We start from the raw sequence: 21608 nt of genomic DNA on the forward strand, positions 1-21608 counted from the left end.
GCCTAGAAGTTGAAGTCGATCAGGAACTGGGTGCGCGGGCGCTGCGTGAAGAAACGCAGGTCGTGCGTCAGCCACGCGTAGTTCCAGCGCAGCGCCGGGAAGAATCCACCCCCCACCCAGAACGAGAATCCGGCGCTCCCGAGTTGCTGCTGAAAGCCTTCGTCCCACCCCCATGAGGCATCGGCGAACGCGCCGCCGCTCACGGTGGGGAGCTCCCAGGGCGCGGGCACCGCGAGCGTGAACCCGCGCAGGATCGGGAAGCGCAGGTCGTTCTGGACCGTCAGGGTCTGCAGTCCGGAGAGTGCGCGCCGGTCGTAGCCGCGGATCGTGTCCCAGCCGAGATAGAAGCGCTGCGCGTCGGGTCCCATGCTGGACTGTCCGAGCACTCGATTGGCGAACACCACGTTGCGAATCGGCTGGACGTACTGGCGCAGCTCGCCGAGCAGCGTGGCGAAGTCGGCGTCGCCGGCCGAAAGGTCGCGCGTGTAGCCGGCGGTGAGGTACATGCGCATGCCCTGCACCGGACCGTAACCGGTCCAGCGCGTGTCGTCGTGCGCCCAGGTGAAGAAGTTCGAGACCAGATCCACGGTCTGGATCTCGCCGCTGCGCAGCAGGTGATCGGTGACGTGGCGCACCACCAGCGTCGCCTCCACGCGCGTGAACTTGCTGAAGGGATAGATGGCGATCCCGGCCACGCCGACGCGTTTCTCCCGCCGGATGATGTCGAGATCGGCGTCGTAGACCTCGGTGAGTCGGAACACACTGGCCCCGAAATTCAGGCGACGAGCCTGGTTGAGATAGGTGACGCCGCCCTCCCAGCCGTCCCAGAAGTTTCCGAACCGCTCGGAGTCGTTGCTCAGCGCGAACAGCACGCGTTCGTTCCCCAGCACGTCGCTGAAGGCGATCTGCCCGGCGCCGGCACTGCCCAGGGCGGGATCGAACGAGACCGCGTTCTGGATCAGGTCGAGACCGAGGCGCCGCTCGTAGGGCTTGGTGAGATCCGCGAACCGGTCGGGGCAGGGCATCGGGCGAGGCGTTTCGCCCGGCTCCCGCTCCACCTCGAGCGTGTCGGGCTTGAAACGCACGGAAAAGGTCTGGAATCGGATCGCGTGCTGGGCGGTGAACACCAGCCCCGATCCGTTCGGGAGCCAGTCGGGATCGGAGGCCGGCCCCCACAGCGAGATCACCCGCCGCGCCGCCGAGTCGGGCTCGGCGTGACGCACCCACAGATCGCTGATGCCACCGCGCGTCGAACGGAAGGCGATCCATTTGCCGTCCGGCGAATAGACCGGCTGCCGGTCCTCGCCGCGGTCCGGGAAGCTCACCGGCTCGGGCACGCCGCCGGCGAGCGAGAGCCGGAACAGCGAGTAGCGCCCGCCGCGTCCGCCGCGATCCGAAGCGAACACCACCCAGCGGCCGTCGGGCGAGATGTCGGGCTCGAGATCGTCGTAGTCGTCGTTGGTCAGCCGCTCGAGCTGAGTCTGGCCGCCCGGCCAGCTCACCCGGTAGAGATCCGAGCGGCCGGAATAGTCCTGGGCCGAAAAGATCAGCGCGCTGTCGCCGGGCGCCCACGCCGGATCGTGGATCACGACCAGATTGTCGAATCCCTCCTGCCGCAGGATGCGCCCGTGCTTCGGATCGAACAGCGTCAGCGCGTCGCGTCCTCCCCGCTTGGCGGTCAGCGCGATCAGGCCATCGCGCGAGACACTCGGCCGGTTGAGGAACAGGTGGAACGATTCGAACGCGGGAGTGCGTCCGGAATGGATCAAGCGGAGCCACTGGCGAGTGCCGTCGCGGCGCGGCTGGCTCAGGATCAGATCGATGCCCGATTCGTCCGCCTGGAAGTAGCAGAAGCGCAGCAGGCTGTCCGAGGAGCTGCCGGGCAGCGTGCGCGGCCCGAGGTTGTACTCGCCGCGCCGGGTCAGGCGCCTCGCCACCTCGGCGGGCTCGGCGGAGTGCACGATTTGCGGGTAGTACCGCCGCTTCATGTCGGTGAACCACTGGGTGTCGAGATCCACCAGCGAGCTGCCGAAGGTCAGGCGGAAGACGGTCTCGAAGTCCTCGGCGCTCGCCCAGTTGTCGAACAGGTCGAAGACCTTCTCCGATCCGTAGCGGTCGGCCAGCCACAACAGGAACGACTGGCCCTCCTTGTACATCAGCACCGTGCCGGTGATGTCGTCGCTGTTGGTGAGCGGGCGCGCTTCACGGGTGAGGATCGCGTCGCGCAGCAGCCCCTCCGCGTCCTCGTCCCAATGGGTGCCGCAGTACTCCGCGAGCCCTTCCGTGAACCACAGCGGCGGCAAATAGCTCTGGTTGCGATGATGCTCGCGCATCACCACGCCGATCTTGTCCATCATGTAGGCGTGGGTCAGCTCGTGGCGCGTCACCCAGGCGAGCCGGGCCCACGATCCATTGTGCGGGATCAGCACCCGGCCCTTGATCAGCTCGGTGAGACCACCGGTGCCCTCGGAGATGAAGCCGTCGGCGGCGTTGGTCTGCTGGAAGAGATAGTGCGCCGAGTAGAGCAGGATCGGAATGTGGTTCTTCGGCCGGTTGCGGAAACGCCGGTCGTACTCGACCGCCACGCTCTCGGCGAACGGCGTGATGCGGCGCGCGAGACTCTCTTCCTCGGCGTAGAAATGGACGCGCAGGTGCGGACTCTCGAGCACCGCCCACTCGAGATCGTCGTACTGCACCTTGTTCTTGCCGAAGCCCTGCGCTTGCGCCGTCCCGGCGGCGAGCCCCAGCCACAGGCCGAGTCCGACGGCCGTGCAGAGGCGCTTCACGATGTTCCTCCTACGGCCGCCCCAGGACGTCCTCCAGCGAATAGAGTCCGGGTCTCGCGCCGGCGACGAACCGCGCCGCGGCGAGTGCGCCGCGGGCGAACGCGCCGCGATCCGAGGCGACGTGACGCAGCTCGAGCCACTCGCCCTCCCCCGCCAGCAGGACTTCATGATCGCCGATCCAGCTCCCTCCGCGCACCGATGAAACGCCGATTTCCGCCACCGGCCGCGCCCCGGTTCGACCGGAGCGACCGGCGCGGACGACCTCCGGTCCCCAGCCGCGTTCGCCGGCTGCGTCCCCGGCCAGGGTGAGCGCCGTGCCCGAGGGGCTGTCCACCTTGCCGCGATGGTGGCGCTCGACGATCTCGACGTCCCATCCGCGCGGCGCCGCCACCAGCGCCGCGCGCACCGCCCGCCGCAGCACCAGCACGCCCAGGCTGAAATTGGAGGCGCGGAGCACCGCGACCCGGCCCGACGCCTCGCGCACCGCCGCCTCGTCGTCAGCCGAGAGCCCGGTCGTGCCCGAAACCAGCGCCGCGCCGACCCCGGCGCACGAGCGGGCCGCCTCGCGACAGGCGGCCGGGCTGCTGAATTCGACCACCACGTCCCCCCGCGCGAGCACGCCTTCCAGCGACGCCTGCCATACCCCGGGGCCGCCGCCGTGGTTCTCGGCCCGATCCACCCGGGCCTTGATCGTGAGGTCGGGCTGGTCCGAGGCGGCCTCGAGGACCGCGCGACCCATCCGGCCCGCGGCCCCGAGCAGGACGATCGAGATCAAGCCGACACGCCGCTCGCCATGGCCGGCGCGAGCCCCGCGTGTTTGGCGGCCATGCGCAGGGCTTCCTCGGTTGCCGGCTCGACCGGCACCAGCGGCAGGCGCAGCTCGTTGCGAATCAGGCCGAGCTGAGCGAGCAGGCACTTGACCGGTCCGGGGTTCGATTCGACGAACAGCGCCTTGAACAGCGGGCCGAGCTTGCGATGTTCGGTCTCGGCCTCGGCGAGCCGGCCGGCGCGGGCATGATCGCAGAGCGCGCGCATCTCGCGCGGCGCCACGTTGCCGGCCACCGACACCACGCCGGCGGCGCCCACCGCGATCATCGGCAGGGTGAGCGAATCGTCGCCCGAGAGCAGCGTGAATCTCGTGCGCGCGCGAATCGCGCTGGCCTGGTCGAGACTCCCCGAAGCCTCCTTGATCGCGACGATGTTGGGAACCGAATCGAGCCTCGCGAAGGTCTCCGGCATGGTGTTGGTCGCGGTGCGTCCCGGCACGTTGTAGAGGATCAGCGGAAGCTGGGTGGCATGCGCGACCGCGCTGAAGTGGGCGATCTGCCCCCTAGGAGTGGGCTTGTTGTAGTAGGGCGTGACGATCATCGCGCCGTCCAGCCCCAGCTCCTCGGCGCGGCGCGTAATCGCGATGGTCTCGGAAGTCGAATTGGTGCCGGTGCCGGCCACCACCGGAATCCGCCGCCTCACCCGGTCCCGGACGAACTTCCATAGCGTCAGCCGCTCGTCCACCGAGCAGGTGGCCGCCTCTCCCGTCGAGCCCGAGACCACCAGGACCTCAACGCCGCCGTCGATCAGGTAGTCCACCAGCCGCGCGGTCGAGTCGAGATCCAGCTCGCCGTCGCGAAACGGCGTCACCATTGCCACCGTCAGTCCTTCGAACATCGCTCCTCCTCAGCGCACGAGCGGTACGGCGCTGCTCACCCGCAGCCGTCCCGTGAACGCGATCTCGGCCGGGCCCTCGAGCCCGACCTCGTAGTCCTCATCCGTCGCCTGCCAGGTAACTCTCAGGTCGTCGCCGCCGGCGGTGGTCACCGTCACCGGCGAGCGATCGCCGCTCATCGCCCGGGTGATGCCGCAGGCGATCGCGCCGCTGCCGCACGCCAGGGTCTCCCCCTCCACGCCGCGCTCGAAGGTGCGCATGGCAACGTGGGAAACGCCGCGGCGCTCGACGAAGTCCACGTTCGCGCCCTCGGCGCCGAACTGCGGGTGGGCGCGCAACGCCGCTCCCCATTCGCGGACCGGCACCTCGCTCACCCGGTCGACCTCGATCACCAGATGGGGAACGCCGGCCTGCACCCACCACCCGGAGAATCGGCGCCCGGCCGCGGCCAGGTCCTCGCGGCGCTCGGGCCGCGCCACCCGCCCGAAACGCACCTCGTAGCGATGCTCGGCGACCTGGCGCGCGCTCTGGACGCCGATGTCGGTGCGGAATCGCACTTCGCCACCGCGGCCGAGACCCAGCTCCAGCGCCAGGCACGCCAGGCACCGCGCGCCATTGCCGCAGTACTCGGCCGACCCGCCATCGGCATTGAAGTACCGCATACGGAAGTCGAGCTCGGGGTCGGACTCCAGCAGCAGCACGCCGTCGGCGCCGATGCCGCGGCGGCGATCGCACCACTGCCGCATCTGTTCGGCCGAGGGCTGAGGCGCTTTCGAGCCGAGCCGATCCAGCACCACGAAATCGTTGGCGGCCCCGTGCATCTTGAGGAAAGGAAGTTCCACGCGCTCAGGGTACCCCGCTCGCGCGACGGAGCACCAGCACCACATTGGTGACGTCGGCGGCCGGCTCGATGCGCACGGTCTCGGTCTGGCTGACCGGCTCGGTGCTCGGCCGCCAGATGCCGTTCTTGTCGTGGTCACGAAATGCCGTGATCCGCCACAACCCGGGCTTCAAGGTGATGTCGAAGCCCCCCTTCGCATCCACCGTGCCCGGCACGCGCTGCAGCGAATCCGACTCGGCGCTGGCCAGCACGCGCAGCACGCCGAGGCTGTCCTGCAGCGTGTCGACCACCGCGCCGCGCACGCGACCCGGAGCGCGCGGGTTGGTGACGCGCAGCACGATGTTGCGCGCCACCGGTTGGTCCGGAGTCAGCGCGAACGTGGTGTCGGCCGGGGCCAGGATGTCGGTTTCGGGCTCGAACGAGTGGTTGGTGTTGAGATCCGCGAACGCCCACACCCGATAGCTGCCGGGAACGCGCAGCCCGTCGATGCGGAACTGGCCCTTCGGTCCGGCGATGCCGATGGCCTGGAAATCGCGCGCGGTGCTGTCGGGCACGTGGCCCGAGAGCGCGTCGTAGCACCACAGGTAGGTGCCTGAAGCTTCGAATCCGCGTGCATCCACGCTCCCTTCGATGCGGCCGCGCGGGAACGAGTCGCCGGTGCTGAACACCACGGCGGCACCACCCACTAGCGCGTTGCCGTGACGGTCATGCGCCGCGTCGCCGAGGAACAGCGTATAGGTCTTCTCGGCCTGCAGCGATTCGGCGAGCGTCAGGGAGAGCGTGCGCCCACTCCACGAGCGATTGCGGATCGGCACGCGCGGCGCGAGCGACACCGCGTCGTCGGTCGAGCGCGGCTCCATCGCCTCGCTGAAGGAGATGGTGAGCCGCGGCTTGCGCGAGATGCCGGAGGCCCCGGAATCGGGAGTGGTGGCGATGACGCGCGGCGGCGTGAAATCGGGCGGTCCGCCGGAGGGCGGCCCCTTCTTGGCGCAGCCGGCGAGCAGCAAGGCCACGAGCGCGAGCCACGCGGCAGTCGGGCTTCTGGCCACGGCTCAGGCCCTTGGATGGGCCTGGCGGTAGGCCTTCCTGAGCCGCGCCACGGAAACGTGCGTGTAGACCTGAGTGCTGGCCAGCGAGCGGTGGCCGAGCAATTCCTGGATCGCGCGCAGGTCGGCGCCACCATCGAGCAGGTGGCTCGCGAACGAATGGCGCAACGCATGCGGGCTCACGCCGAGGCCGGCCGCGATCCGGCCGAGCCGGTGCGCGGTGACGCGCTGCACGGTGCGTCCGGACAGCCGTCCGCCCCGCGCGTTCACGAAGATCGGCTGCTCGGCGCGGCGTTCGTGCACCGCGCGGCTCGCGAGATGCTCCGCGAGCGCCGCCAGCGCCGGCTCGCCGATCGGAACGACGCGCTCCCGCCGCCCCTTGCCCCGCACCCGCAGCACGCCGGCCTTCGAGTCGAGATCGCCATGGTTCAGCCCCACCAGCTCGGCGAGGCGGAGGCCGGACGAGTACATCACTTCGAGCAGGGCGCGATCGCGCACCGATCGAGGGTCGTCGCGATCGAGCCGATCGAGCGCGGCGTTCAGGTCGAGCGAGGGAATGGTGCGCGGCAGGCGCCGCGGCAGGCGCGGGAAGGTCAGTTCGCGCGCCGGATCTCGGTCGAGCACGCCGCGCCGCACGCAGAAGCGCGAGAAGCTGCGCCAGGCGGCCAGGGCGCGCGCGGTGCTCGAGGCGGCGAGCCGGGCGCGATACAGCTCGCGCATGGCGTGCTCGAGCGCGGCTCGGTTCCACTGCGCGGGCGAAACCGGATTCCCTTCACCGGCGAGTCCGTCGAGCACCCGCTCGATGTCGCGCCGGTAGGCGGTCAGCGTGTGCGGCGAGGCGCGGCGTTGCGCCGCCAGTTCGTCGAGAAAGCGCTCGAGAGCTTCACGCACCGACGGCTTCCGGCGCGAACTTCGACTTGCACTTGAGGCACTGGAGCCGCGTTCCGGCCTTGGAGTTCTTCTCGACCAGGAACGGCGCCTTGCAATTGGGGCAGGGAATCGGCCGCGGGCGATCCCACAGAGCGAACTTGCACTCGGGATATCGCGTGCACGAAAAGAAAGTCTTGCCCTTGCGGCTGCGCTTCTCGGCGATCTCGCCCTTGCCGCACTCCGGACAGGTGACGCCGAGCGTGTAGGGCGCGGTGTAGTCGCATTCCGGTCGCCGCGAACAGTGAATGTAGCGACCATAGGGACCGTTGCGCGCCACCAGTCCCGAGCCGCACTTGGGGCAGGTGCCGGGCACCGGCACCGGCAGCTCCGAGGCGTCGAGCGGCTGCGTGTACTTGCACTCGGGATATCCCGGGCAGGCCAGGAACGCCCCGTTGCGCCCGAACTTCTTGACCAGCATGCGCCCGCAGTTCGGGCACGGAATGTCGGTCTTCTCCTGCAGCTTGGCCTTGAGCTGCTTGATCGAGCCCTTGGCCTTTTCGAGGTCCCGGCTGAGCGGTGTCCACAGGTCGCGCACCACCTGATGCCACTCCTGCTTCCCCTCTTCGACCTCGTCGAGCTCTTCCTCCATGCCGGCGGTGAACTCGACGTTGAACACATCGGGGAAGTTCTCGACCAGCAGCCGAGTCACCACCATGCCGAGATCGGTGGGCTTGAGCGAGCGCCCCTCGCGCTCGACGTAGTCGCGCTTGGTGATGGTCGAGACGATGGTCGCGTAGGTGCTCGGGCGGCCGATGTTCTCCTCTTCCAGCGCCTTGACCAGCGAGGCGTCGGTGTAGCGCGCGGGTGGCTTGGTGAAGTGCTGCTCGGGGCGCAGCGGCGCCGCGGGCGCCTCCCCTTCCTTCGGGGCGCTGACCGGCACGCTCGACACCTGGAGCCGCGCGCCGACCTCGAGCGCCGGCAGACGCGACTCGGTGGCATCGTCCTCTTCGTCGAATCCGTAGAGCTTCTGGAAGCCCGCGAACTTGAGCACGCGTCCGGTGGCGCGGAGCCCGAGGCGCCCGGCCTCGATCTCGACGGTGGTCGCATCGTACTGCGCGGGCGCGGCCTGCGAGGCCAGCGCACGCTTCCAGATCAGGTCGTAGATCCGGTACTGCTCCTCGGTGAGGTGGCGCTTGAGCAGATCGGGCGTGCGCGCCGCCGAGGTCGGCCGAATCGCCTCGTGGGCGTCCTGCGCCGACTTCTTGCCCTTGAACTGTCGTGGGCTCTCGTGCACGTAGTCGGCGCCGAGGTGCTCGCCCAGCCACTGGCGCATTTCGGCGATCGCTTCGCCGGCGAGACGCGGCGAATCGGTGCGCATGTAGGTGATGAGCCCCACGCTGCCCTGCGGGCCGAGGTCGATTCCCTCGTAGAGTTTCTGGGCGATCTGCATGGTGCGCTGGCTGGTGAAGCCGTACCGGTTGGAGGCGGTTTGCTGGAGCGTGCTGGTGATGAACGGCGGCTTGGGATGCTCGAGCCGCGGCTTCACCTCGATCGAGGCGATCTGCGAACTCGCGCTCCTCAGCTCCTCGGCGAGCTGCCCGGCCCGAGCCGCGCAGTCGGCGCCGCGGAGCTGCCCTTGTTCCAGTTCGTCCTCACCGACCCTCACCAGCCGCGCGGTGAAGCGCTCGGGATTCGCGCCCTCGGTCTGGTAGTCGACCTCGATGGTCCAGTACTCCTCGGGGACGAACTTCGCGATCTCTTCCTCGCGCTCGCAGATCAGCCGCAGGGCCACGCTCTGAACGCGGCCGGCGGACAGGCCGTACTTGACCGTGCTCCACACGAACGGGCTGACCTTGTAGCCCACCAGCCGGTCGAGCACGCGCCGTGCCTGCTGCGCGTTCACCAGATTCATGTCGATGTCGCGCGGATTCTTGATGGCCTCCTGCACCGCGCGCTGCGTGATCTCGTTGAAGGTCAGGCGTTGGACCGGGCGCCTGGCGGCGGCGATCGCGCCCGCCAGGTGCCAGGCGATGGCCTCGCCCTCGCGGTCGGGGTCGGGCGCGAGATAGACGCGCTCGACCTGCTTCGCGGCCGACTGAATGCGCGCGAGTGCCTGATTCTTGTCGCGGATCGGCACGTACTCGGGCTCGAAGTCGTTGTCGATGTCAACGCCGAGCTGGCTCTTCGGCAAGTCCATGACGTGGCCGTTGGAGGCCAGCACGGTGTAGTCGCGCCCGAGGAACTTGTTGAGCGTGCGCGATTTTGCCGGCGACTCCACCACCACCAGAGTCCTGGCGCGCCCGACGCGGACTTCCGCCTCGCCATCCGCGCCCTCGGCGGACTTCTTCGCGCGAGTCGCGCGCGCCGGCTTCTTTGCGGCGGACTTCCTGGCCAAGGGCTTCGGCGACTCCTCCGCCGGCGTCACCGGTTCCGAGGGCAAGGGTTCGCGGGCGCCCTTCTTCGGCGCCGGCTTCTTCCTCCTCGAACTGGGATCAGTGCGTGCGGTCAACGTCCAGTTGCGGCATGAACAGGCCGCTCTCCTCGTCCACGCGGAGCGCCACCCGGACCGCGACCTCGCGGGCCAGCTCCAGATCCACCGGCCGGATGCCGGTGCCGTTCAAATGATCGAGCACCCGCTCGAACTGGGCGGCGTCGAGCGTGCCACGCCGGCGCAGGTCGAGCAGGAACCCCCAGGCCTCGGGGCTCAGCGTCGCGCGCTCCTCGCTGCTCAGCACGCGATGCGCGGCGCGCCCGGGCTGAGCCAGCCCCCCGAAATCGGGCGCCACCGCCTCGGCATTGAAGCTGCGCAGCAGCTGGAGCGCCCCGTGCAGCTCGTCGCCGTCGAGCCCGGCCTCCTCGAAGCGCTCGCCCAGCGCCTCGAAGGCGAGCTCGTCGCCCTCCAGATAGGCCTCGAGCTGTTCGGCCAGCAGTCGGACCGCGCGCAACACGCCGTCACCCCGCCGCGCGCCGCTCATCGACCGCTCTCCACGCCCTGGTCGATCAGCATGTGGCACTTCTTGTATTTCTTGCCGCTGCCGCACGGGCACGGATCGTTGCGCCCGACGCGCGGCCCGGCCTGCACCGGCGCCGCCACCGCGGTGGCGCTGAGCGCGGGTCGCTCGGGCGCTTCCGCCGAGGCGCCGGCCGGGAAGCCCTGAGCTTCGGCATGCTGCGCCACGATCTGGCGCGGCGCGCGCGGCGCCCGCTGGATCACGCTCTCGGCCTCCGGCGCCAGCTGAACCCGGAACAGGCGCTGCACGAACTCCTCGCGCGTCTCGCGCAGCAGCGTCTCGAACATCGAGAAGGCTTCCTTCTTGTACTCGATCAGCGGGTCGCGCTGGCCGTAGGCGCGTAGCCCGATGCCGCCCTTCAGGTGATCGAGCTCGTAGAGATGGTCGCGCCAGTGTTCGTCGAGCGTCATGAGATACACGTGCCGTTCGAGCCCGCGCATCAGCGGCGCCGTGAACTCGGCCTCGCGCCCGCGATAGGCCTTCTCGCCCAGCGCCTGCGCCTTCCCGATCAGCTCTTCGGCGCCGGTGGCCTCGAGCTCCGCCGGCGCGATCGGAGACATCAGCAGATAGGACAGCTCGTCGGCCAGCCCGCGCAGGTTCCACTCGGGGGCCGGCGCTTCGGAGGTGGTCTTTTCCGCGCGCTCGCGGACGCTCTCGCCGATCGCCTCGAGCACGGTCTCGCTCATGTCCTCGCTCGACAGCGCCTTGTTGCGCAAATCGTAGACCACGGTGCGCTGCTGGTTCATGACGTCGTCGTACTCGAGCAGATGCTTGCGAATGTCGAAGTTGTGCGCCTCGACGCGCTTCTGCGCGTTCCCGATCGCCCCGGTCACCCACGGGTGCTCGATGACTTCGCCTTCCTGAACGCCCATGCGCTGCATCAGCCCCGAGAGGCGCTCGGAGCCGAACAGGCGCATCAGGTCGTCCTCGAGCGAGAGATAGAACCGCGAGGCGCCGGGATCGCCCTGCCGGCCGGCGCGGCCACGCAGCTGGCGGTCGATGCGGCGCGACTCGTGCCGTTCGGTGCCGATGATCTGCAGTCCGCCGAGATCGGGCACGCCCTGCCCGAGCTTGATGTCGGTGCCGCGGCCGGCCATGTTGGTGGCGATCGTCACCGCTCCGCGCTGGCCGGCCGAGGCCACGATCTCGGCCTCGCGTTGATGGTGCTTGGCGTTGAGCACGTTGTGGGGGATCCCGCGCCGCTTGAGCATGCGGCTCAGGAGCTCGCTCACCTCGACGCTAATGGTGCCCACCAGGGTCGGCTGCCCCTTCTGGTGCAACTCGGCGATCTCGTCGATCACCGAGTTGTACTTCTCGCGCTTGGTGCGGAATACGACGTCGTCCATGTCCTTGCGCACCACCTTCCGATGCGTGGGGATCACGGACACGTCGAGCTTGTAGATCTCCCAGAACTCGCGGGCCTCGGTCTCGGCGGTGCCGGTCATGCCCGCGAGCTTGTCGTACATCCGGAAGAAGTTCTGCAGCGTGATGGTGGCGAGCGTCTGGGTCTCGCCTTCGACTCGCACGCCCTCCTTGGCCTCGATCGCCTGGTGGAGCCCATCGGAATAGCGCCGTCCGGGCATCAGGCGTCCGGTGAACTCGTCGACGATCATCACCTTGCCGTCCTGCACCACGTACTCGACGTCCTTCTCATAGAGCGTGTAGGCCTTCAGCAGCGCCTGGATGTTGTGGATGCGCTCGTTCTTGACGGCGTAGGCGCGATAGATGGCGTCCCGCTCCTTGACCTTCGCTTCGCCCTCGAGATCCTCGCGGCCCTCGAGCTCGGAGAGCTGCGCGGTGAGATCGGGCACCACGAAGCGCTCGGGGTCCTGCGGCGACATCATCTCGCGGCCCTTCTCGAGCAGGTCCACGTTGCGCGCCTTCTCGTCGATCGCGAAGAACAACTGGTCGTCGATCTCGTGCATGCGCTTGTCGCGCAAGTAGTCGAGCTCGACCCGCGTGATCAACTTCTTGGCGCCGGGATGCTCGGAGAGCAGCTTGACGAAACGCTTGTGCCGCGGCGCCGAGCGCTGCACCTGGAGCAGCTTCAATCCCAGATCGTATTCCTGCTCCTTCTCGTCGGGGCTTCCCATCAACCGCTCGGCCTCGGCGATCACGCCGGTCGCCCACTGGGTCTGCGCCTTGACGACGCGATCGACCAGCGGCTTCAGCTCGTCGAACGCCTGGTCGCTGTGCTCGACCGGGCCGGAGATGATGAGCGGCGTGCGCGCCTCATCGATCAGCACCGAGTCCACTTCGTCGACGATCGCGTAGTGGAAGCCGCGCTGAACCCGGAACTGAGGCCGATCGGCCATGTTGTCGCGCAGGTAGTCGAAGCCGAACTCGTTGTTGGTCCCGTAGGTGACGTCGGCCTCGTACTGCCGGCGGCGCATCGCCGAGTCCATCCCGGTCTGGATGCAGCCCACCGTGAGCCCCAGCAGCTTGTAGATCTCCCCCATCCACTCGGAGTCGCGCCGGGCCAGATAGTCGTTGACCGTGACCAGATGGGCCCCCTTGCCCGCCAGCGCGTTGAGGTAGAGCGGCATGGTGGCGACGAGGGTTTTGCCCTCGCCGGTCGCCATCTCGGCGATCTTGCCCTCGTGGAGCATGATCCCGCCGATCAACTGGACGTCGTAGGGGATCATCTCCCACGTCACGTCGATGCCGACCACCGGCCAGGTCCGCCCGCACAGCCTCCGACACGCGTCCTTGACCGCGGCGAAGGCCTCGGGGAGCAGGTCCTCCGGCGTGGCCTCCCCGGCGAGCCGCTGCCTGAATTCGGCGGTCTTCTCCCGCAGCCCCTCGTCTGTCAGGGACTTGTATTCCTCGGCGAAACGGTTGATCTCGTCCACCAGCGGGGCCACCCGGCGGACGTCTCGGTCGTGCTTGGAGCCAAAGACAGACTTGAGAAAGTTCTCGAACATGGGCCTCTGCAGGATAGGGGCTATGTCAAGCGAGGGGGCGGCGGGGCGGGAATCCGAGGACGGAGGCCCGCCGGCGGGGCATTGGATGAGTCATGCTCTGAAGATTGCAGTTTGACCCCGGAAAGCCAAGCCAGCAAATCTGTTGCAGCCAGGAAGGTAGAATACGGGGCAGATCGTTCCGGCCCAATCCCTGGCGTCGATGTAACCGCAATCTTCCGAGCACCAGCGTTGAGATGCCGTCGGCGCCACAAGCGTCGCGGCCCGATGCGAAGCATCGGGCCGCGCGCTCCGGACTGGCGTTAGCGTTCAGATACGAATGACGTGAGCCGCCTCCGCGCCCCTTTCACTGTTCTTGATGTCGAATTCGACTTGCTCGCCCGCGTGCAGCGTGCGGAAGCCGCTGCCCTCGATCGAAGCATGGTGGACGAAGACGTCCTGCTGTCCTTCGGCCGAGATGAATCCGTAACCCTTGCGATCGTTGAACCACGTGACGGTGCCACGCGCCATGGTGGTCCTCCCTGGTACCAAGGTTCTGCTCGGACCGGTCCGGAGCCGCGAGCGAGAGTGCGCCGGCCCCTGGGGCGGGGTCAAGCAAGGAATGACGAAAGTGTTTCCGTCCTGGAAAAAAGTGACGGTCGGATCCCGCGGCGTGGCCGCGCACGTCGCTCAACCCTCGCCGGGACGTCGGGCGCGCAGCTTCGCGCGCCGGCCCGACCAGCGGGCGTCGATTTCGCGGGCCACCGCGTGCTCGGGGTCGTGCTCGAGCACCAGCGCCGCTTGCTCCGCCGCGGCCGAGAACGCTCCGAGCGCCTCGAGCGAGCGCGCCAGCAGCGCGCGGGCGTCGTGGAAGTCCGGGTTCAGCTCGATCGCGCGCGCCAGCGCGCTCATCGCGTCGTCGGGATGTCCGCGCTGCAGCTCGATGGCGCCGAGCAGGGCGTGGAGGTCGGGATAGGCCGGATGCCGTTCGAGTAGACGCGTGAGCTGCTCTGCGGCTCCGGTGGCGTCGTCGTTGGCCAGCCGCGTGCGCACCTCGGTGATCGCCTCGGCAAGCCCCGGCTCGGCCACTTGCAACGACCGTCTGAGCAGCGAATCCGCCTCGTCCCAGTCGCCGCGCTCGAGACTCTGGATGCCGAGCTGAAAGGTTTGAGGCTCATCGAGCGCGCCCTCCCGCGCCAGCGTCCGCAACACATCGAGAGCCTCGCCGACGTTCCCCTCGCGCGCGTCGAGCAACGCGCGATCGAGCCGCGCCTCGACGAATCGGGGCTGGAGCTTGAGCGCGCGCTCGAGCGCCCGGCGTGCCTCCCGCCGGCGATCGAGACGAAGCAGCGCGCGCGCGTGGCGGCACTGGAGGTCGGCGAAATCACCCCGGGCCCGGGTGGCGCGATCGAGGGCGCGTTCGGCGGTGGCGTAGTCGCGCGCGCGCTCGCAGGCGGTGGCGACGTCGGCCAGCGCGTTGGCCGCGGACGCGCGCTCGGAGGGCGCGGAGGCACTCTCCAGGGCGGCCTCGATGGCCTCGATGGCGGCGGCTGGATTCCCGGCCTGGGCGAGGGATCGTGCGGCGTCCAATTGAGCGGCGAACGCCACCGACGGTTCCTCGCCGCGCTTCCCGCTCATCGGTGGCCCTCCGCCCGCGAAGGAATCAGGGATGGGGCATGAGGAGCTTCATCGCGTAGCCGGAGAACAGCGTCATGCCCAGGTTGTCATCCAGAGGTATCGGCAGGAGTTCGACCGCACTTGCGACCAGCGCCCCGGCGATCGCCACCCCCCACGGCAGGTGCCCGGCGAGGGCCAGGAATGACGCCCAGGCGAGACACGCCGCGAGCCCGCCGAGAAACCCTTCGAGCGATTTTCGGAACACGCGCGTCCGCCCGTAGGCGGTGCCGACGATCGCCGCAAAGGTGTCTCCCACCACCGTGAAGCCGATCGCAGCTGCCGCCACCGGCTGCGAGAAGATCTCGATCGCCAGCAGCGCCGCCAGCAGCAGGTAGGTCGAGCCCAAGAGGCTCAGCTTCTCGTGCTCGCGGATCATCTCGCCGAAGAACTGGCGGATGAAATTGCGAATGCGCGGCTCGTGCAGTCGCAACAGATCGGCGGCGATCGCCACCACCACCAGCAGCAGGAAGACGGTGCGAAACTCGCCGCGGCTGCGCGGCCACGGCAGCATCGGATACAAGAGCTCGAGCGGGAGCAGCAGAAACGAGAGATGGATCGCCTTGCGCCGCACTTCGGCGAGGAACGAGCGCGAGCGCAGCGGTGCGAGTGGATCCGATCCGGGCGGCGTGGCGGACGTCACGGGTGCGAGCGTATCACGCCACGTTCCGCGTGCCCCCCGAGCCGAGCGTTAACGATAGAGCGACTTGATCGCCCCCCAGGTCGGGCGCCCGGTCGAGGTCGGTCCGCAGAAGTCGATGCCGCCGCCCCGGCAGTCCACCGCGCTCTGCCAGCTGGCCGCGGTTCCGCCCGACCCGAAGGTGTAGGCACCGGTGGTCGCGCTCTCCACCACGGCTCCGTCGTTCCAAAAACATGCGGAGAACGAGCAACCCCCGCAGGCTCCGGCGCCGCCGGTGTTCCCGCGCGAGAAGCGCAGGCGGAAGATCGCGTAACGAATCCCCTGCGAGAGGGTGAGCGGCACTCCCGGCGGCACGATCGCGCGCAAGAGAACCACCTGGGATCGCGTATCGCAGGGCGTCTGGAACTGGGCGGTGATCGTCGCGCGGCCGAGCCAGGCGTCCACGCAGCCCGATGGGTAAGGGGGGCTCGGATCCACCGAGAAATCATCGGCCCGGCATCCGCCCGGCTGGATCTGCCACCAGTCGGGAAGCGTCGCCTGATCCGATTCGAATTCGATGAACGCGGTGGCACTGCTGACATTGGAGACCGTCTCGGGCGGAATCAGCGTCAGGATGAGGTCGAAGGGCGCGCCGGTGTCGCCGTCGCAGGCGAACGTCTGGAGCGGAACGCCGGAAGGCGGCGCGCAGCTGCTCCAGTTGAGATAAGGCGAGGCCTGGGCTTGCGCGAGCTGCGGAAACACGGTGAGCAGAACGACGGAACCGACGACGAGTCGGACGGTGCGGATCGAGCGGGCCATGGGGTACTCCTCCGGGTTCGTCGAGCACCATGGTCTCACCCGGTCGCGGGCGAGTCACGCGATTCCCGCTGGATTCTCGGGGGCTGAACTACCGCGCCACGTAGGGTTCCAACTCCCGGTACGCCTGCCGGTAGGCGAGGATCCGCCGCGCGTAGTCCTGGGCATCGGCGTTCGAGGCGAACTCGCAGAACAGCGCCTCTCCCCCGTGCGCGATGAGGTCGCGCCAGAAGGGCGGCACGGTCGAGGCGCCGGCGTTGTAGGCGGAGAGGGCCACGGGAATGTGCCCGTCGAACCGCGCGATCAGGCGCGCGAGATAGCGCGCGCCCCACTGCAGGTTGGTGGCGGGATCGAGCAGCGGCGTGTCATCGATGGGCTTCGGCTCGTGATTCCAGCGCGCCGCGTCCTGCGCCGCTGGGAGCAGCAACTGCATCAGGCCGACCGCGTTGCTGGTCGAGCGGGCCTGGGGATCGAACCGGCTCTCCTGCCGCATCGTCGCCCACAGCAACGCCGGCTCGAGCTTCATGGTGTCGGCGGTCGCGACCACCAGCGAGTCGAAGGCCGGCGGGTAGGCCCAGGGAACATAGGTCCATTGCCGATCCACGGGCAGGACCTCTGCTTCACGTGACGCTTGAAGGGCGAGCGAGGCGGTGAGCCAGGGTCGGCTGAAGCTCCAGCCGAGCTCGGCGCCGATCAATGCGTCGCTCGGCAGCGACGAATCGCGCGCGGCGGAGACACGCGGGTCGCGCGCGAGCCAGCGCGCGTCCAGGCGCATGACTTCGTCGAGCATCCCGGCCTCCGCCAACTCCCTCGAGCGCTCACGGAAATCGTTCATCGTCGGCGCCGCGACTTCGATCGAGTCGCCCCGACCCCGCAATCCCAGCGTGTCGCGCGCCGCGGCGCGATAGAACTGGTAGCCGGGAAGTTCGGCGAGCGCTCGGAGCAACTTCTCTCCTCGCGGGTCGTGTCGCTGGCGAAGCGCCACCCCACGCCAGAAGCGGGCCGACTCGAGCGTGTCGCGCGCCCATTCGCCGAGCGCGGCGTCGGGCTTCCCGGCGGCGAACCACATCAGGCCCGAGAGAAAACGCGACTCGTCCCGGCGGCTGCCCGCGGCGCGTGCGCGCTCGAACGCCTTCGCGGCGTCCCCGAACTTGCCGGCGTCCTGCAGCTCGCGGGCCCGCTCCCACAGGGCGACGCCGCGCGTCTCCCCCGCGGGAGCGAGCGCGGCGACACGCGCGAACGTCACCAGCGAAGAATCCGAGAAGCGCGCGTCGCGCTGGATGCGCGCGCGCTCCAGCAGGGCGAGCGCTCTCGTGGCCGTGTCGGACGCGGTGCGATAGGCGGCGATCGCCGAGGCACGCGCGGTGTCGAACAGCCGGGCGCGGCGCCCGACCTGGGCGGTGCGCAGCGCCAGGCCCGCGCGCTGGTCGCGCTCGGCGGAGGGCAGGCGCGCGGCGAGGCGCCGCGTCGCCGCCCCGAAACTGCCGCGCAGAGCTTCGACTTCGGCTGCGGAACGCGCGTCCGTGTAACTCAGCGAGTCGTGGCGCGCCGCCTGGATGCTCTCGGCAAGGCGCAGGGCCGTCGAGGCTCCCGGCAACGCGGGATAGCGGCGCATCGCAGCGCGGGCCTGATCGAGGGCACGCGTGGTATCGGCGCGGAGCGCTGCGATCCTTGCCGCCTCGGCGGTCCAGTTCGCGCGCTCGGTGTCCAGCCAGTCTTTCGTGTCGGCGGTCGTCAGCATCGAGTCGGCCCCGATGGTGTCCCCGCGCGCGAGCGCCAGCCGCTCGCGCGCCTGCAGCGCGTCCCACGCCCAGATCGAGCGCGCGAGATCGGGAACCGCGAGCGCCGAGTCGGCGCCCGCAGTGTCGCCGCGCTGCGCGAGCAGCGCGCTCATGCGCAGCAACGCGGGCTCGCGGACGAGCGGCCGGGAGGTGCGCAGTCGCCACAGCTCCAGACTGTCCAGCGCCAGCGGCCGACCTGTCTCGCCATCCCCGGCTCCAGACTCCGCCCACTGCGGAATCGCCGGGAGCTGAGGACGCCATTCGATCCGGCCGCCGATGCGCCGGGGAGGCCCGGTGCCATCCCAGTCGAATGTCCGCGGTACGAACGGAGGGACGGGCCTGACCGTGTCCGCCGGCGCCTTTCCCGCGATCGGCGCAGCGGGTTTCACGCCCGGCCGGCTCGCCGCGCATCCCCACACCAGCGACACGCACAACGCCGCCGCGAGCCGGCGCCGAATCCCTGGCGTGGCTCGCGCGCTCAGCAACGCCCGCTCACTCCCACTCGATGGTCGCCGGGGGTTTGCTGGTGCAATCGAACACCACGCGGTTGACGCCGCGCACCTCGTTGGCGATCCGACTCGCCGCGCGCGCCAACAGACTCGCCGGCAGCCGCGTCCAGTCGGCGGTCATCCCGTCCACGCTGTCCACGGCGCGGAGCGCGATCACCTTCTCGTAAGAGCGCTCGTCGCCCTTCACGCCGACCGTCGAGACCGGCAGAAGCACCGCGAAGGCCTGCCAGGTGCGCTGGTACCAGTTGGCGCGGCGCAGCTCCTCGATGAAGATCGCGTCGGCGCGCCGCACGATCGCGAGGTCGGGCTCGTTCACGGCGCCGAGGATCCGCACCGCCAGCCCGGGCCCCGGGAACGGATGACGGTCCACCAGATGATCGGGGAGCCGCAGTTCGCGCCCCAGCGCTCGCACCTCGTCCTTAAACAACCAGCGCAGCGGTTCGATCAAGGACAGCCTCATGTGCTCGGGCAATCCTCCGACGTTGTGATGCGTCTTGATGACCTGCGAGCCGTGTCCGGCCGAAGCGCTCTCGATCACATCGGGGTAGAGGGTTCCCTGCGCCAGGAACTCGACCGGGCCGATCTTCCTCGCTTCCTCCTCGAACACCGCGATGAATTCGGCGCCGATGATCTTCCTCTTCTGCTCGGGATCGGTGACGCCTTCGAGCTTCGAGAGAAAGCGCTGGCGCCCGTCGATCACCCGGAGGTTCAGCCCGCGCTTCTCCCCCAGCTCGCGCCGCACTTCCTCCGCCTCGTTCTCGCGCATCAGACCGTGATCCACCAGCACGCAGGTGAGACGTTTGCCGACCGCGCGGTGGCAGAGCGTCGCCACCACGCTCGAGTCCACGCCGCCCGACAGCCCGCACAGGATGTGGCCGCGGGCGCCGACCCGCTCGCGGATCTCCTTCACGGTGCGCGAGAGAAAACCCGACATGCTCCAGTTGGGTTTCAGCTTCGCGATCTTGAACAGGAAATTGGAGAGCACCTGGCGACCATACGGCGAGTGCACCACCTCGGGATGGAATTGGATGAGATGAAACGGCAGCGTTTCGTGCCGCGCCGCGGCGAACGCGCAGTTGGAAGTGTGCGCGACGCGCCGCCAGCCGGGGCCCAGCGACTGGACCTCGTCGCCGTGGCTCATCCAGGCGCGGAAACGCTTCGGCACTTTGTCGAACAGCGGCGACGCTTCGTCGCGGATGAAGGTGGCGGTGCCGTACTCGGCGTGCTTCGCCCTGGCGAGCGAGCCGCCGGTCACCTGCGCCGTGGCCTGGAGCCCGTAGCAGATCCCGAGCAGCGGCTTCCCGAGCTCGTAGATGCGCGGATCGGGCAGCGGCGCCTCGGCCCGGTAGCCGCTGGCGGGCGAGCCGCCGAGGATCAGCGCCGCCGGCTTCTGGTCGGCGATCGCTTCGAGCGGCGTGGTTCCCGGCACGATCTCGGAGTAGACGCCGAGCTCGCGCACGCGCCGTGCGATCAGCTGGGTGTACTGCGAGCCGAAATCGAGGATCAGCACCGGCGCGGGAGTGGCTCGCGTGCCTCGCGCGGTTCGGCTCCGCGCGCGTTTCACGGCGGCCGGCGGATCCTGGGTCATGGTCAATGCCGGAAACTCCGCCGATCGGTGAACATCATCGCCATCCCTTTTTCGTCGGCCTCCGCGATCACCTCGGCGTCCTTGACCGAACCGCCGGGCTGAACGATCGCGGTGATGCCCGCCTCGGCAGCGTGAGTCACGCCATCCGGGAACGGGAAGAAGCCATCGCTGGCGAGCGCGGTGCCCGCAAGCTCGTGTCCGCTGCGCCGCGCCTTCATCAGCGCCAGGTCCACGGCGTCCACCCGCGAGGTCTGCCCCGAGCCGAGGCCGATCAGCGCTTCGCCACGCGCGATCGCGATCGCGTTCGATCGCGCCGCCGAAGCGATCGGCCACGCGAAGGAGAGGCCGCGCAGCTCCAAGTCGGTTGGCGCGCGCTTCGTCACCACCCGCCACTCCGGCGCGGGACCCGGCGCTTCCCTCTGCAACAACGCCCAGCGCCCGACCAGCCGCGTCTGCCACTCGTCCGCGGCTGCCAGATCAGATGAGGCGAGGCGCACAAGTCGCAGTCCCTTCCGGGCCTGGAACGCGGCTTCGACGCCGGCTGCCACCTCGGGAGCCGCAACGCATTCGAGGAACATTGTCGCCATCTCGGCGGCGGTCGCGGCGTCGAGCGGCCGGTTAAACGCCACCACGCCGCCGAACGCCGACAACTCGTCCGACCGGCGCGCCGCGCGCCACGCCTCGAGCACGGTGGGCGCGACCGCCGCGCCGCACGGTTCGTTGTGCTTGACGATCACGCAGGCCGTCGAGTCGAAGCTCGCCGCGATCCGCACCGCCGCCTCGAGGTCGAGCAGATTGTTGTAGGAGAGCTCCTTGCCCTCCTTCCAGGCGTCGAGTCTCGCCTTCTCGCCGAGACGCGCGTAGAGCGCGCCGGCCTGGTGCGGATTCTCGCCGTAGCGGAGCGGGCGCACCCGCTCGAGCGCCAGCACGTGAATCGCGGGCGGCTCGTTGGCGCCGGCTATCCCGGAGCGCCGTTCGAGCTCCCCGGCGATCGCCGCGTCGTAGCTCGCGGTGCGCGCGAACACCGCGAGCGCCCAGCGCCGCCGTTGCTCGAGCGACGGCCCGCCCGCGCGATAGGCGGCGAGCGCTTCCGCGTATTGCTGGGGGTCGTGGAGCACCACGACGTGCGCGAAGTTCTTGGCCGCGCCGCGTAGCAGCGCCACGCCGCCGATGTCGATCTCCTCGACCGCCTGCGGCTCGTCGAGCTTCGCGGCCCGCTCCTCGAACGGATAGAGCGAGACGCATACCAGATCGATCGGCTCGATCCCCTCCTTCTCGAGCTGTGCCGCGTGCGTGGGATCGTTTCGCCGCGCGAGGATTCCGGCGTGGATCCGCGGATGCAGCGTCTTCACCCGGCCCCCGAGCAGCTCGGCCGCGCCGGTGACGCTTTCCACCGGGGTGACCTCGACACCGGCCGCGCGCAGGTGGGTCGCGGTGCCGCCGCTCGCCAACAGCCGCGTGCCGTGCGCCGCCAGCTCGCGCGCCAGTTCGGCGGCGCCGCTCT

At 69.4% G+C, this 21608-nt stretch carries 16 protein-coding genes; all 16 read right to left on the reverse strand.

What is annotated here, in order from left to right:
* Window positions 1-2: 2 nt before the first annotated feature.
* On the reverse strand, window positions 3-2786 hold the full coding sequence (locus VMJ70_08685; protein ID HTO91191.1) for a hypothetical protein: 2784 nt from the start codon (window positions 2784-2786) through the stop codon (window positions 3-5).
* A gap of 10 nt (window positions 2787-2796) precedes the next feature.
* A complete protein-coding gene (dapB, locus tag VMJ70_08690) occupies window positions 2797-3561 on the reverse strand; it encodes a 4-hydroxy-tetrahydrodipicolinate reductase (GenBank protein HTO91192.1) in 765 nt (254 codons plus the stop codon).
* Window positions 3558-4451: a 4-hydroxy-tetrahydrodipicolinate synthase gene (gene dapA, locus VMJ70_08695; GenBank protein HTO91193.1), complete on the reverse strand. Its 894-nt coding sequence runs from the start codon at window positions 4449-4451 to the stop codon at window positions 3558-3560. The genes dapB and dapA overlap by 4 nt, the downstream gene beginning before the upstream one ends.
* Window positions 4452-4460: 9 nt before the next feature.
* The gene (gene dapF, locus VMJ70_08700) at window positions 4461-5291 is read right to left on the reverse strand and encodes a diaminopimelate epimerase (GenBank protein ID HTO91194.1); all 831 of its coding nucleotides are present in this window, start codon (window positions 5289-5291) and stop codon (window positions 4461-4463) included.
* Window positions 5292-5295: 4 nt separating this feature from the next.
* Window positions 5296-6339: an Ig-like domain-containing protein gene (locus VMJ70_08705; protein ID HTO91195.1), complete on the reverse strand. Its 1044-nt coding sequence runs from the start codon at window positions 6337-6339 to the stop codon at window positions 5296-5298.
* A 3-nt stretch (window positions 6340-6342) separates the two neighbouring features.
* Complete coding sequence (locus VMJ70_08710) at window positions 6343-7227, reverse strand: tyrosine recombinase XerC (protein ID HTO91196.1); 885 nt, start codon at window positions 7225-7227, stop codon at window positions 6343-6345.
* Complete coding sequence (gene topA, locus VMJ70_08715) at window positions 7220-9601, reverse strand: type I DNA topoisomerase (GenBank protein ID HTO91197.1); 2382 nt, start codon at window positions 9599-9601, stop codon at window positions 7220-7222. Before topA ends, VMJ70_08710 begins: the two co-directional genes overlap by 8 nt.
* Before the next feature lie 97 nt (window positions 9602-9698).
* Entirely contained in the window at window positions 9699-10181 is a 483-nt protein-coding gene (locus VMJ70_08720; protein ID HTO91198.1) for a DUF494 family protein, read from the reverse strand.
* Window positions 10178-13141, reverse strand: a complete 2964-nt coding sequence (gene secA, locus VMJ70_08725) for a preprotein translocase subunit SecA (protein HTO91199.1) — start codon at window positions 13139-13141, stop codon at window positions 10178-10180. Before secA ends, VMJ70_08720 begins: the two co-directional genes overlap by 4 nt.
* 306 nt (window positions 13142-13447) lie before the next feature.
* Window positions 13448-13648, reverse strand: coding sequence for a cold shock domain-containing protein (locus VMJ70_08730; GenBank protein HTO91200.1), 201 nt, complete (start codon window positions 13646-13648; stop codon window positions 13448-13450).
* A 159-nt stretch (window positions 13649-13807) separates the two neighbouring features.
* Window positions 13808-14755 (reverse strand): tetratricopeptide repeat protein, encoded by a 948-nt coding sequence (locus tag VMJ70_08735; protein ID HTO91201.1) that lies wholly within the window; start codon window positions 14753-14755, stop codon window positions 13808-13810.
* A 25-nt stretch (window positions 14756-14780) separates the two neighbouring features.
* Window positions 14781-15434 (reverse strand): hypothetical protein, encoded by a 654-nt coding sequence (locus tag VMJ70_08740; GenBank protein HTO91202.1) that lies wholly within the window; start codon window positions 15432-15434, stop codon window positions 14781-14783.
* A gap of 48 nt (window positions 15435-15482) precedes the next feature.
* Window positions 15483-16229 (reverse strand): hypothetical protein, encoded by a 747-nt coding sequence (locus tag VMJ70_08745; protein HTO91203.1) that lies wholly within the window; start codon window positions 16227-16229, stop codon window positions 15483-15485.
* Window positions 16230-16317: 88 nt separating this feature from the next.
* A complete protein-coding gene (locus VMJ70_08750; protein ID HTO91204.1) occupies window positions 16318-18492 on the reverse strand; it encodes a transglycosylase SLT domain-containing protein in 2175 nt (724 codons plus the stop codon).
* A gap of 7 nt (window positions 18493-18499) precedes the next feature.
* Window positions 18500-20080, reverse strand: a complete 1581-nt coding sequence (gene guaA / locus VMJ70_08755) for a glutamine-hydrolyzing GMP synthase (protein HTO91205.1) — start codon at window positions 20078-20080, stop codon at window positions 18500-18502.
* 26 nt (window positions 20081-20106) lie between these two features.
* A partial coding sequence (gene purH, locus VMJ70_08760; protein ID HTO91206.1) for a bifunctional phosphoribosylaminoimidazolecarboxamide formyltransferase/IMP cyclohydrolase occupies window positions 20107-21608 on the reverse strand: 1502 nt, incomplete at its 5' end.

Origin of the sequence: Candidatus Sulfotelmatobacter sp. (genome assembly GCA_035498555.1) — a bacterium.
Taxonomy (GTDB): domain Bacteria; phylum Eisenbacteria; class RBG-16-71-46; order RBG-16-71-46; family RBG-16-71-46; genus DATKAB01.